Origin of the sequence: Caballeronia pedi (assembly GCF_001544915.2) — a bacterium.
GTDB classification, from domain to species: domain Bacteria; phylum Pseudomonadota; class Gammaproteobacteria; order Burkholderiales; family Burkholderiaceae; genus Caballeronia; species Caballeronia pedi.
The window spans coordinates 1-12,636 of record NZ_FCOE02000038.1 but is presented as its reverse complement, the minus strand read 5'-3'; the positions used below and the strand labels follow the sequence as shown (position 1 = coordinate 12,636).

Below are 12,636 nucleotides of genomic sequence, written 5' to 3'. Positions count from 1 at the left end.
GGCGCCTAGTTCAGGACACCAGCGAATGGAAAAACGGTCTCGTTTCGATACGAGCGTGTTGCCGTATCTGCTCGTCGCGCCTCAGCTCGCGATCACCGCGCTGTTCTTTCTCTGGCCCGCGGGCGAAGCGCTCTGGCAAGCCACGCAAAGTCAGGACGCGTTCGGCACGTCGAGCGAGTTCGTCGGGCTGGCGAATTTCCGGCAGTTGTTCGCCGATCCGCTCTATCTCTCGTCGTTCAACACGACGATGATCTTTTGCTCGCTCGTCACCGTGTCGGGCCTCGCGATTTCGCTGCTGCTCGCCGCCTGCGCCGATCGCGTGACGCGCGGTGCGAAGGCGTATCAGACGCTGCTCATCTGGCCGTACGCGGTCGCGCCCGCGATCGCCGCCGTGCTGTGGTCGTTCCTGTTCAACCCGAGCATCGGGCTCGTAACCTTCGCGCTCGCGAAACAGGGCATCGTCTGGAATCACGCGCTCAACGGCACGCAGGCGATGTTCCTCGTCGTGCTGGCATCGGTGTGGAAGCAGGTCAGCTACAACTTCCTGTTCTTCTATGCGGGTTTGCAAGCGATTCCGCAATCGCTGATCGAAGCCGCCGCCATCGACGGCGCCGGGCCCGTGCGGCGCTTCTTCGGCATCGCGCTGCCGCTGCTGTCGCCGACCAGCTTCTTCCTGCTCGTCGTGAATCTCGTCTACGCGTTCTTCGATACCTTCCCCGTGATCGATGCCGCCACCGGCGGCGGCCCCGCGCAGTCGACCAAGACGCTCATCTACAAGATCTTCGCCGAAGGCTTTCAGGGACTCGATATCGGCAGTTCCGGCGCGCAATCGGTGGTGCTGATGGTGATCGTCGTCGCGCTGACGATCGTGCAATTCCGCTTCGTCGAACGCAGGGTGCAATACTCATGATCGAGAACCGACGCGGTTTCGATATCTTCTGTCACGCGGTGCTGATACTCGGCGTCGCGCTGGTCGTGTTCCCGGTGTATGTGGCGTTCTGCGCGGCCACGATGAATTCGAAGGAAGTCTTCAGCGTGCCGATCTCGCTCGTGCCGAGTTCGCATCTGTTCGAAAACATCGCGCATATCTGGACGCACGGCAGCGGCAACGCGGCCGCGCCGTTCGGCCTGATGCTCATCAACAGCCTCGTGATGGCGCTCGTCATTTCGATCGGCAAGATCGCCGTGTCGATCGTCTCCGCCTACGCGATCGTGTTCTTCCGCTTTCCGATGAAGAACCTCGCGTTCTGGCTGATCTTCGTCACGCTGATGCTGCCCGTCGAAGTGCGTATTTTTCCGACGGTGCAAGTCGTCTCCTCGATGCATCTGTCGAACACGTATGCGGGCTTGACGCTGCCGCTGATCGCGTCCGCCACGGCCACGTTTCTGTTCCGGCAATTCTTCATGACGCTGCCCGACGAATTGATGGAAGCAGCGCGCATCGACGGCGCGGGGCCGCTGCGCTTCTTCTGGGACGTCGTGCTGCCGCTCTCGAAGACCAACATCGCGGCGCTCTTCGTCATCACGTTCATCTACGGCTGGAATCAGTATCTCTGGCCGATTCTCATCACCAACGAGGTGTCGCTGCAGACGGCGGTAGTCGGCATCAAGAGCATGATCGCGTCGGGCGATACGGCAACGGAATGGCACTACGTGATGACGGCGACGCTGCTCGCGATGCTGCCGCCGCTCGCCGTCGTGCTGACGATGCAGCGCTGGTTCGTGCGCGGACTCGTCGATGCTGAAAAATAACGGAGACCTTGGATAGATGGCTGCGCTGAATCTCAAAGGCGTCAAGAAAACCTACGACGGCTCGAACTACGTGCTGCACGGCATCGATGTGGCGGTGGAAGACGGCGAGTTCGTCGTGATGGTCGGCCCGTCGGGCTGCGGAAAGTCGACGCTGCTGCGCATGGTCGCGGGACTCGAAAGCGTGTCCGAAGGCGCGATCGAAATCGGCGGCAAGGTCGTGAACAAGCTGGAGCCGAAGGATCGCGATATCGCGATGGTATTTCAGAACTACGCACTTTATCCGCACATGAGTGTCGCGCAGAATATGGCGTACGCGCTGAAGATCGGCGGCGCGGATCGCGCGACCATCGAGTCGCGTGTGGCGAATGCGGCGCGCATTCTCGAACTCGAGCACTTGCTCGCGCGCAAGCCGCGCGAGTTGTCCGGCGGTCAGCGGCAGCGCGTCGCAATGGGCCGCGCGATCGTGCGCGAACCGGCGGTGTTCCTGTTCGACGAACCGCTTTCGAATCTCGACGCCAAGCTGCGCGTGCAGATGCGCCTCGAAATTCAGCGCCTGCATGCGCGCCTGGCTACGACCAGCCTGTACGTCACGCACGACCAGATCGAAGCCATGACCCTGGCGCAGCGCGTCATCGTCATGAACAAGGGGCACGCCGAGCAGATCGGCGCGCCGACCGAAGTGTACGAACGTCCGGCGACGGTATTCGTCGCGAGCTTCATCGGCTCGCCGGCGATGAATCTGCTCGAAGGGCGTTTGTCCGCAGACGGATCGCTGTTCGAGGTCGCGGGCGATGGACCGAAGCTGCCGGTCGCGGGTGCAACGGGCGTGTCGGGCGCGATGCACGGGCGCGAGTGGATCATCGGCATTCGTCCGGAGCACATGACGCCCGGCAACGGGAACGCGCCCAGCGCGACGCTCGATGTCGATTCGGCCGAACTGCTCGGCGCGGACAATCTCGCGCACGGCAAGTGGGGCAAGCACGATGTCGCTGCGCGTTTGCCGCACGAACATCGGCCGCAGCGCGGCGAGCGGCTCGCTGTGTCGTTGCCTGCGAAGCATCTGCATTTCTTCGATCCGGCAACGGGGCATCGCGCCAATTGAATGGAGCAGAAGCGATGAGAACCTGGCCTTATCCCGCGATTGTCGCGCATCGCGGCGGCGGCAAGCTTGCGCCGGAGAACACGCTCGAAGCGATCGACGTCGGCGCGCGCTTCGGCCACACGATGATCGAGTTCGACGCGAAACTCTCCGCCGACGATGTCGTTTTCCTGCTGCATGACGATGCGGTGGATCGCACGTCGAACAGTCGCGGCGCGGCGAAAGCGCTGACCTACGCGCAGTTGAGCGCGCTCGATGCGGGCTCGTGGTTTGGCACCGAGTTCGCCAACGCGCGCATGCCGACGCTCGCGCAGGTCCATGAGCGATGCACGAAGCATGGGCTGGCGGCGAACATCGAGATCAAGCCGAGTCAGGGCCGCGATGTGGAAACGGGCGTGCTCGTCGCGCGCGAAGCGGCGCGGTTGTGGGCGGACGCCGAGGTTGCGCCGCTGCTGTCGTCGTTTTCGTATGCGGCATTGGAGGCGGCACGCGATGTCGCGCCGAATCTGCCGCGCGGCATGTTGTACGAGCATGTACCGGAAGACTGGCGCGCGCAGACCGCGGCGCTATCGTGCGTGTCACTGCACGCGAGTCATCGCGCGCTCGATGAAACGCTTGTCGCGCGGATCAAGGACGCGGGTCTGCGCATCCTCGCCTACACGGTGAATGACCCCGCGCGCGCGCGCTTGCTCGCGCAATGGGGAGTCGATGCGATCTGTACGGACCGCATCGACATCATCGGCGCTGACTTTCTGGAGGCGTCGAGCAGTTGAAGCGCTAGCGCACGCGGGCAAGCAGCACGCCCGCAACGAGCGCCAGCCCGCCAACGAGCACGATGGTCTGCCACGGCTTTTCGTGGATATACGCGTCGGCGTCTTCGAACACGGCGCCTGCGCGCTCGCGCAGCGCGGCGTGCGTGTCGTTCAACCGTGCGCGCGCGCTGTCGAGACGCTCGCCGATTTGCGCGCGCAGTGCGGCTGCATCGGCTGACGTGCCTTCCGCCAGCGTGCTTTCCAGTTCGCTGAGCAGCGTGCGAAGTTCGGCGCCGATATCCTCGGCTGCTTCACGTCCATGGCGCGCCATGCGGCGTGCACGTCGGCCCGTCGTGGTCCATGAATCTCCGATGGCGTCTCGCGTATTAGGCAATGCGTTCATAGATCGCTCCGTCGATGGATGAGTCGTGGATGGCCCGCCCGAAGCGGGGAAACTCATCATGCAGCAAATTCGGTGCCGCCGCTTCGACTTCGCGCAATGCTTCGGTAAGCGCGACCGTAACGGAAAATTCACGCGAGCCGGCACGTAAGAACTGCAAGCGGTTCCTTCTATCGGAGGTCACATTTACAAGCCGGATGCAAAAAGAAATGCCGGCATGACTGAAATCATGCCGGCGTTTTCTTTCTTTTCGCGATAACGCTTATATATCTTCGTTACTTGTCTGCGAGCAGTATCACTTCAGAAGCGGTAGCCTACTCGCAAATATGTAACGATCGGGTTGAGCGTGATTTTCGCCTGCGACTGAACATTCAGCGTACCGACAGGTGTTTGTGCCTGCGTGTTCAACTTCGCCGTGGCCTTCAAAGGAATGAACGACACGGAAAAGCCGGCAAACCAGTGTTCTGTGAAATTGTAAGTCGCACCGACATTAAACACGGGCGCCCACGAACTATCCGTGTCGACCGTGGTCGGACCATGCAGGACCGAGCCTTCGAATTGCTGGTTCGTGATCTGGGCGTCGGTGAACCAGGTCCGCGTCACGCCGATGCCAACGAACGGACGGAACTTCGCCGTAGGAGCATTGAAGAAGTATTTGAACAGCAGCGTCGGGCTCCACTGCTTGGCGCTGCCGAGCTTGCCGTACTGCGAGAAGGTGCCTGTGCCTTCGAGGTCGAACGTAGGCGGTATGCCCATTTCGAGTTCGGCGGCGATGTGGTCGGTCGCGAAGTAGCCCAAAGTGAAGCCGGCTGTGTCAGCGCTTCCAATGCCGGCGCCGGTGCCGGGAACATCGATATTGACGGGAGATCCGCCTACACTTGTTTCTTTGAGCGGGCCGCTGCTGTCTTGCGGTGCGAAGTGAAACCAGCCTGCGGTTGCATAGAAGGATCCAGCAGATTGCGCATGTGCCGCGGTGGACACACACGCTAATGCCGCGATCCCCGTGATGACCTGTTTTATTTTCAATTTGTGCTCCTCCAGAAAAGCACGCTCATTATGAACATAACATTTCACATAAACCATAGCGGCGCCGTAGAGCATTTTCCCTAGGGCAAAGAGCGGCTTTGGGGCTTCGTTGCACGGCACTTGCATGTGTTTTGTCCACGCTGCCACAACGGCTCCGAAAGGCCCCCGATTGGGGTAACACAAACGCGACCAACGGAATATCCAGAATGGCACGGCTTGCACGACTCTACGTTCCCGAACAGCCGCAGCATGTCATCCTGCGTGGTCTCGACCAGCAACCCGCATTCGTCGACGACCAGGACTACGAGCTCTTCATCGACTGCTTGAGGACTGCTTCACGTGATCATCACCTCTCAATCCACGCCTACGCGCTCATGCCGCAGGCGGTGCATCTGCTCGTCACGCCGCGCGACGAGGCCAGCCTGCCCAAAGCGATGCAGGCCGTCGGGCGTCGTTACGTAGCGCACTTCAATCGCCGTTACATGCGGCGCGGCACGTTGTGGGAAGGCCGCTATCGCGCCACGGTGATCGAAGGCGAGCGTTACTTTCTGCTCGCCACGCGCGTCGTCGAGACGGCGCCGGTGCGCGCGCAACTCGTCGCGACGCCGCAGGACCACAAGTGGTCCAGCTTCCGTCATCACATCGGGCTTACGCTCGATGGCCTCATCACGGACCATCCGCTTTTCTGGTCGCTCGGCAACACGCCGTTCGAGCGCCAGCACGCGTACAAGGAGTTGTGCGAGCAACCGCTCGACGAGCGGGAGGCCAACCGTCTCCTGCAAGCGACACTCAAAGGCTGGGTGCTCGGCAGCGAGGCCTATCGCGAATGGGCGTCGCATGCAGCCAACCGTCGGGTGTCGCCTCTGCCGCGTGGGCGTCCTCGCAAGATTCGCGAAACCCCGCAACCCCAATAACGGCCTGCATCGGCAATCCTGAAGCACAAAATGAAACGGCGTCTCGAATTTTCGGGGTTCGCCGTTTCTTTTTTATGATTATTGGTGCGACCCCAATATATTGGGGCGTGCTTGCACCATATCGATAATTGGTGTCACATCATCAAGTTTTATTTGCCATCCTTTTGATTCGTCGCGTATATTTCGATTTCCGGCAATTGCCGCGGTGCAGCGTGCCGCGCACGACCGTGCTTCGTGACACATCAAGTTGAAAAAATACCGTCGCAAGCGACAAGAAAATGGTTCAACGGCCGAGTCGATTCGGCCCCTCACAGTAGAGACGGTGTCCCCATGAACGATCATCAGCAACCGGCAGCCGGTTCGCTTCCCGCCGCGCAGGGCATGTACGATCCTGCGAACGAACATGACGCCTGCGGCGTCGGCTTCGTCGCCCACATCAAGGGAAAGAAGAGCCACGAGATCATTCAGCAGGGTCTCAAGATTCTCGAGAATCTCGATCACCGCGGCGCGGTCGGCGCCGATCCGCTGATGGGCGACGGCGCCGGCATCCTGATTCAGGTGCCGGACGGCTTCTATCGCGAGGAAATGGCCAAGCAGGGCGTGACGTTGCCGCCGGCTGGCGAATACGGCGTCGGCATGATCTTCCTGCCGAAGGAGCACGCATCGCGTCTCGCGTGCGAGCAGGAGCTCGAGCGCACGGTGAAGGCCGAGGGCCAGGTCGTGCTCGGCTGGCGCGATGTTCCCGTCGACGGCAACATGCCCATCTCGCCGACCGTGAAGGCGAGCGAGCCGCTGATCCGCATGATTTTCATCGGTCGCGGCAAGGACATCGTCGTGACGGACGCGCTCGAGCGCAAGCTGTACATCATCCGCAAGACGGCGAGCCATCGCATCCAGGCGCTCAAGCTGAAGCACGGCAAGGAATACTTCGTGCCGTCGATGTCCTCGCGCACGGTCGTCTACAAGGGCCTGCTGCTGGCGGGTCAGGTCGGCGTGTACTACCGCGACCTGCAGGACGAGCGCGTCGTGTCGGCGCTCGCGCTCGTGCACCAGCGCTTCTCGACCAACACGTTCCCGGCGTGGGAACTCGCGCACCCGTACCGCATGATCGCGCACAACGGTGAAATCAACACCGTGAAGGGCAACGTCAACTGGCTGAACGCGCGCACCGGCGCGATCGCGTCCTACGTGCTCGGCGACGATCTGCCGAAGCTCTGGCCGCTGATCTATCCGGGCCAGTCGGACACGGCATCGTTCGACAACTGTCTCGAACTGCTGGTGATGGCCGGTTACCCGCTCGTCCACGCGATGATGATGATGATTCCCGAAGCGTGGGAACAGCACACGCTGATGGACGACAACCGCCGCGCGTTCTACGAATACCACGCCGCGATGATGGAGCCGTGGGACGGCCCCGCCGCGATCGCGTTCACGGACGGCCGCCAGATCGGCGCGACGCTCGACCGTAACGGTCTGCGTCCGGCGCGCTATCTCGTCACCGACGACGATCTCGTGATCCTCGCGTCGGAGTCCGGCGTGCTGCCGATTCCCGAGTCGAAGATCGTCAAGAAGTGGCGTCTGCAGCCGGGCAAGATGTTCCTGATCGACATGGAGCAGGGCCGCATCATCGAGGACAAGGAACTGAAGGACAACCTGTCCAACGCGAAGCCGTACAAGAGCTGGATCGACGCCGTGCGCATCAAGCTCGACGAAATCGAGCCGAAGGCGGAAGACGTCGAGACGCAACGCCGCGAAGCCGCCGCGCTGCTGGACCGCCAGCAGGCCTTCGGCTATACGCAGGAAGACCTCAAGTTCCTGATGGCGCCGATGGCGCAATCGGGCGAGGAAGCCGTCGGCTCGATGGGCAACGATTCGCCGCTGGCGGTCATGTCCAACAAGAACAAGACGCTGTACAACTACTTCAAGCAGTTGTTCGCCCAGGTGACGAACCCGCCGATCGATCCGATCCGCGAAAACCTGGTGATGTCGCTCAACTCGTTCATCGGTCCGAAGCCGAACCTGCTCGACACGACCAACATCAACCCGACGATGCGTCTCGAAGTGTCGCAGCCCGTGCTCGACTTCAAGGACATCGCCAAGATCCGCGCGATCGATAAATACACCGGCGGCAAGTTCAGCTCGTATGAACTGAACATCTGCTATCCGGCGGCGTGGGGCAAGGAAGGCGTTGAAGCGCGCATCGCGTCGCTGTGCGCGGAAGCGGTCGATGCCGTGAAGTCCGGCTACAACATCCTGATCGTGTCCGACCGCAAGATGGACCGCGACAACGTCGCGATTCCGGCGCTGCTCGCCACGTCCGCGATTCACTCGCATCTCGTCGCGCATGGCCTGCGCACGAGCACGGGTCTCGTCGTGGAAACGGGTTCGGCGCGTGAGACGCATCATTTCGCGCTGCTCGCGGGCTACGGCGCGGAAGCCGTGCACCCGTATCTCGCGCTGGAAACGCTCGCCAACATGGCCGATGGCCTGAAGGGCGATCTGTCGGCCGACAAGGTCATCTACAACTTCACGAAGGCGGTCGGCAAGGGTCTCCTGAAGGTCATGTCGAAGATGGGCATCTCGACGTACATGTCCTACACCGGCGCGCAGATCTTCGAAGGCGTCGGCCTGTCCTCCGAGTTGGTCGAGAAGTATTTCAAGGGCACGGCGACGAAGGTCGGCGGCATCGGCATTTTCGAAGTGGCAGAAGAAGCGATTCGCCTGCACCGCGATGCGTTCGGCGACAACCCGGTACTCGCGACCATGCTCGACGCGGGCGGCGAGTACGCGTATCGCGTGCGCGGCGAAGAGCACATGTGGACGCCGGATGCGATCGCCAAGCTGCAGCACTCGGCGCGCAGCAATTCGTATCAGACGTACAAGGAATACGCGCACATCATCAACGACCAGACGAAGCGTCACATGACGTTCCGCGGTCTGTTCGAGTTCAAGGTCGAGCCGACCAGGGCGATTCCGCTGGATGAAGTGGAATCGGCGAAGGACATCGTCAAGCGCTTCGCGACTGGCGCGATGTCGCTCGGCTCGATTTCGACCGAAGCGCACGCGACGCTGGCCGTCGCGATGAACCGCATCGGCGGCAAGTCGAATACGGGCGAAGGCGGCGAGGACGAAACGCGTTATCGCAACGAACTGCGCGGCATTCCGATCAAGAACGGCGACACGCTGCAATCGATCATCGGCAAGGAAGTCGTCACCGACATCCCGCTGAAGGACGGCGATTCGCTGCGCTCGAAGATCAAGCAGGTCGCGTCGGGCCGTTTCGGCGTGACGGCGGAGTATCTGTCGTCGGCGGATCAGATCCAGATCAAGATGGCGCAGGGCGCGAAGCCGGGCGAAGGCGGCCAGTTGCCGGGTCACAAGGTGTCCGAGTACATCGGCAAGCTGCGTTACTCGGTGCCGGGCGTCGGCCTGATTTCGCCGCCGCCGCACCACGACATCTATTCGATCGAAGACCTCGCGCAGCTCATTCACGATCTGAAGAACGTGAATTCGGCGTCGAGCATTTCGGTGAAGCTGGTGTCCGAAGTGGGTGTCGGTACGGTTGCCGCGGGTGTTGCAAAGGCGAAGGCCGATCACGTCGTGATCGCCGGCCATGACGGCGGCACGGGCGCGTCGCCGCTGTCGTCGCTCAAGCACGCGGGCACGCCGTGGGAGCTTGGCCTTGCCGAAACGCAGCAGACGCTGGTGCTGAACCGCCTGCGCGGACGTATCCGCGTGCAGGCCGACGGCCAGATGAAGACCGGCCGCGACGTCGTGATCGGCGCGCTGCTTGGCGCGGACGAGTTCGGCTTCGCGACGGCGCCGCTCGTCGTCGAAGGCTGCATCATGATGCGCAAGTGCCATCTGAACACGTGCCCGGTCGGCGTGGCGACGCAGGACCCGGTGCTGCGCGCGAAGTTCTCGGGCCAGCCGGAACACGTCGTCAACTTCTTCTTCTTCGTCGCGGAAGAAGTGCGCGAAATCATGGCGCAGTTCGGCATTCGCAAGTTCGATGACCTCATCGGCCGCGTCGATCTGCTCGACATGAAGAAGGGCATCGAACACTGGAAGGCGAAGGGTCTCGACTTCTCGCGCATCTTCTATCAGGTGCCGGTGGGCGAGGAAGTCGCGCGCAAGCACGTGGACGTGCAGGATCACGGCCTCGACAAGGCGCTCGATCACGTGCTGATCGAGAAGTCGAAGGCGGCGATCGAGAAGGGCGAGCATGTTTCGTTCATCCAGCCGGTGCGCAACGTGAACCGCACGGTCGGCGCAATGCTGTCCGGCCTGATCGCGAAGAAGCACGGCCACGACGGCCTGCCCGACGACTCGATCCACATCCAGTTGAAGGGCACGGCGGGCCAGAGCTTCGGCGCGTTTCTCGCGAAGGGCGTGACGCTCGATCTCGTCGGCGACGGCAACGACTATGTCGGCAAGGGCATGTCGGGTGGACGCATCATCATTCGCCCGACCAACGACTTCCGCGGCAAGTCCGAAGAAAACATCATCTGCGGCAACACGGTGATGTATGGCGCGATCGAAGGCGAATCGTATTTCCGCGGCGTCGCGGGCGAGCGCTTCTGCGTGCGCAATTCTGGCGCGACGGCGGTCGTGGAAGGCACGGGCGATCACGGCTGCGAATACATGACGGGCGGCACGGTGGTGGTGCTCGGCGAGACGGGCCGCAACTTCGCGGCGGGCATGTCGGGCGGCATCGCGTTCGTGTACGACCCGGACGGCGCGTTCGCGGGCAAGTGCAACAAGTCGATGGTCGCGCTCGATCCGGTGCTGCAACAGGCCGAACAGGAGCGCACGGTGGATCGCGCGCTGTGGCACGCCGGCAAGACCGACGAAGCGGTGCTCAAGGGCCTGGTCGAGCGTCACTTCCAGTTCACCGGTTCGCCGCGCGCGAAGTCGCTGCTCGAGAACTGGGATTCGGCTCGCCGTCAGTTCGTCAAGGTGTTCCCGACCGAATACAAGCGCGCACTCACGGAGATGGGCGCGAAGAAGTCGAAGGACGCCATCGCGGCTTGAGGCCGAGTCACAACGTTTAGAAAGGCTCTCCGGTGCGTGTGCATCGGAGAGTGCGATCCTCACCAAATACAGAGAAAGAAATGGGCAAGGCAACCGGTTTTCTCGAGTTCGAGCGCCGCCATGAGGCGTACGAAGCACCGCTGACCCGCGTTAAGCACTACAAGGAATTTGTCGCCGCGCTGACGGATGAAGACGCCAAGGTTCAGGGCGCGCGCTGCATGGACTGCGGCATTCCGTTCTGCAACAACGGCTGCCCGGTCAACAACGTCATTCCGGACTTCAACGATCTCGTGTTCCAGCAGGACTGGAAGAGCGCGATCAACGTGCTGCACTCGACCAACAACTTCCCGGAGTTCACGGGCCGCATCTGCCCGGCGCCGTGCGAAGCGGCGTGCACGCTCGGCATCAACGACGATCCGGTCGGCATCAAGTCGATCGAGCACGCGATCATCGACAAGGCCTTCGCCGAAGGCTGGGTCGTGCCGCAGCCGCCGAAGCACAAGACCGGCAAGAAGGTCGCGGTCGTCGGTTCGGGCCCTGCGGGTCTCGCGGCCGCGCAACAGCTCGGACGCGCGGGGCATGAAGTCGTCGTGTTCGAGAAGAACGATCGCATCGGCGGTCTGCTGCGTTACGGAATTCCCGACTTCAAGCTGGAAAAGTGGCTGATCGATCGTCGCATGCGCCAGATGGAAGCGGAAGGCGTGTCGTTCCGCACGAACGTGTTCATCGGCCGCGACGCGCTACCGGAATACATCGCGAATACGGCGAAGGAAACCATCACGCCGGACGAACTGAAGGAACAGTTCGACGCGGTGGTGATCGCGGGCGGTTCGGAAACGCCGCGCGATCTGCCGGTGCCGGGCCGCGAGCTTCAAGGCATCTATTACGCGATGGAATTCCTGCCGCAGCAGAACAAGGTCAACGCCGGCGACAAGCTGACGGATCAGCTGCTCGCGAAGGGCAAGCATGTCGTCGTGATCGGCGGCGGCGATACGGGTTCGGATTGTGTCGGTACGTCGAATCGGCATGGCGCGAAGGACGTGACGCAGTTCGAACTGCTCGCGCAACCGCCCGAAGAGGAGAACAAGCCGCTCGTGTGGCCGTACTGGCCGATCAAGCTGCGCACGTCGTCGTCGCACGAAGAAGGTTGCGAGCGCGACTGGTCGGTGGCGACGAAGCGTTTCGAAGGCAAGAACGGCAAGGTCGAGAAGCTGATCGCGGTGCGCGTCGAGTGGAAAGGCGGCAAGATGCAGGAAGTGCCGAACAGCGAGTTCGAAATGAAAGCCGATCTCGTGCTGCTCGCGATGGGCTTCACGCAACCGGTTTCGCCGGTGCTGGATGCGTTCGGCGTCGAGAAGGATGCGCGCGGCAACGTGCGCGCGGCGACCGAGGGCGACAAGGCGTATTACACGTCGGTGGACAAGGTGTTCACGGCGGGCGATATGCGGCGCGGGCAGTCGCTCGTGGTCTGGGCGATTCGTGAAGGCCGTCAGTGTGCGCGGTCTGTGGATGCGTATCTGATGGGGTCGAGCGAGTTGCCGCGGTAAATATTCGGCGCTTCAAGATAAAAAGGCCACGCGTCTGAACTGACCCCACGAAGTTGGACGGTTAAATTCTAGCGGGTAGCCGAGGCCTGAGTTCTGTATTGCACGGGACTCA

Annotated in this window: 10 protein-coding genes; 7 read left to right on the top strand and 3 right to left on the bottom strand. The window is 62.1% G+C overall.

What is annotated here, in order from left to right:
• The first annotated feature begins 25 nt into the window (after positions 1–25).
• From ugpA to ugpQ, 4 genes are read left to right on the top strand one after another with little or no spacing between them, the layout of a single operon-like run.
• Entirely contained in the window at positions 26–910 is an 885-nt protein-coding gene (ugpA, locus tag AWB80_RS34155; RefSeq protein WP_061179092.1) for a sn-glycerol-3-phosphate ABC transporter permease UgpA, read from the top strand.
• Positions 907–1,752: a sn-glycerol-3-phosphate ABC transporter permease UgpE gene (gene ugpE, locus AWB80_RS34150; RefSeq protein WP_061179091.1), complete on the top strand. Its 846-nt coding sequence runs from the start codon at positions 907–909 to the stop codon at positions 1,750–1,752. The genes ugpA and ugpE overlap by 4 nt, the downstream gene beginning before the upstream one ends.
• 16 nt (positions 1,753–1,768) lie before the next feature.
• A complete protein-coding gene (locus AWB80_RS34145; protein ID WP_061179090.1) occupies positions 1,769–2,854 on the top strand; it encodes a sn-glycerol-3-phosphate import ATP-binding protein UgpC in 1,086 nt (361 codons plus the stop codon).
• 14 nt (positions 2,855–2,868) lie between these two features.
• A complete protein-coding gene (ugpQ, locus tag AWB80_RS34140) occupies positions 2,869–3,624 on the top strand; it encodes a glycerophosphodiester phosphodiesterase (protein ID WP_061179089.1) in 756 nt (251 codons plus the stop codon).
• A gap of 4 nt (positions 3,625–3,628) precedes the next feature.
• Here ugpQ and AWB80_RS34135 read toward each other — a convergent pair whose 3' ends face one another.
• The 3 genes from AWB80_RS34135 to AWB80_RS34130 all read right to left on the bottom strand — a co-directional run bounded on the left by AWB80_RS34135 (position 3,629) and on the right by AWB80_RS34130 (position 5,029).
• Complete coding sequence (locus tag AWB80_RS34135; protein ID WP_061179088.1) at positions 3,629–4,006, bottom strand: ElaB/YgaM/YqjD family protein; 378 nt, start codon at positions 4,004–4,006, stop codon at positions 3,629–3,631.
• Entirely contained in the window at positions 3,990–4,163 is a 174-nt protein-coding gene (locus AWB80_RS44155; protein WP_160147499.1) for a hypothetical protein, read from the bottom strand. Before AWB80_RS44155 ends, AWB80_RS34135 begins: the two co-directional genes overlap by 17 nt.
• Before the next feature lie 140 nt (positions 4,164–4,303).
• Entirely contained in the window at positions 4,304–5,029 is a 726-nt protein-coding gene (locus AWB80_RS34130) for an OmpW/AlkL family protein (RefSeq protein WP_061179128.1), read from the bottom strand.
• 206 nt (positions 5,030–5,235) lie between these two features.
• On the opposite strand from AWB80_RS34130, the gene AWB80_RS34125 reads away from it, so the two are divergent.
• From AWB80_RS34125 to AWB80_RS34115, 3 genes are all read left to right on the top strand, one after another.
• Positions 5,236–5,943, top strand: coding sequence for a transposase (locus AWB80_RS34125; protein WP_061179087.1), 708 nt, complete (start codon positions 5,236–5,238; stop codon positions 5,941–5,943).
• A 330-nt stretch (positions 5,944–6,273) separates the two neighbouring features.
• Positions 6,274–10,977 (top strand): glutamate synthase-related protein, encoded by a 4,704-nt coding sequence (locus AWB80_RS34120; RefSeq protein ID WP_061179086.1) that lies wholly within the window; start codon positions 6,274–6,276, stop codon positions 10,975–10,977.
• An 80-nt stretch (positions 10,978–11,057) separates the two neighbouring features.
• Positions 11,058–12,524: a glutamate synthase subunit beta gene (locus tag AWB80_RS34115; protein WP_061179085.1), complete on the top strand. Its 1,467-nt coding sequence runs from the start codon at positions 11,058–11,060 to the stop codon at positions 12,522–12,524.
• Positions 12,525–12,636: the final 112 nt, after the last annotated feature.

Coding starts and splice junctions, on each gene's coding strand:
- ugpA (WP_061179092.1), top strand. CDS start 26: ATGGAAAAACGGTCTCGTTTCGATACGAGCGTGTTGCCGTATCTGCTC.
- ugpE (WP_061179091.1), top strand. CDS start 907: ATGATCGAGAACCGACGCGGTTTCGATATCTTCTGTCACGCGGTGCTG.
- AWB80_RS34145 (WP_061179090.1), top strand. CDS start 1,769: ATGGCTGCGCTGAATCTCAAAGGCGTCAAGAAAACCTACGACGGCTCG.
- ugpQ (WP_061179089.1), top strand. CDS start 2,869: ATGAGAACCTGGCCTTATCCCGCGATTGTCGCGCATCGCGGCGGCGGC.
- AWB80_RS34135 (WP_061179088.1), bottom strand. CDS start 4,006: ATGAACGCATTGCCTAATACGCGAGACGCCATCGGAGATTCATGGACC.
- AWB80_RS34125 (WP_061179087.1), top strand. CDS start 5,236: ATGGCACGGCTTGCACGACTCTACGTTCCCGAACAGCCGCAGCATGTC.
- AWB80_RS34120 (WP_061179086.1), top strand. CDS start 6,274: ATGAACGATCATCAGCAACCGGCAGCCGGTTCGCTTCCCGCCGCGCAG.
- AWB80_RS34115 (WP_061179085.1), top strand. CDS start 11,058: ATGGGCAAGGCAACCGGTTTTCTCGAGTTCGAGCGCCGCCATGAGGCG.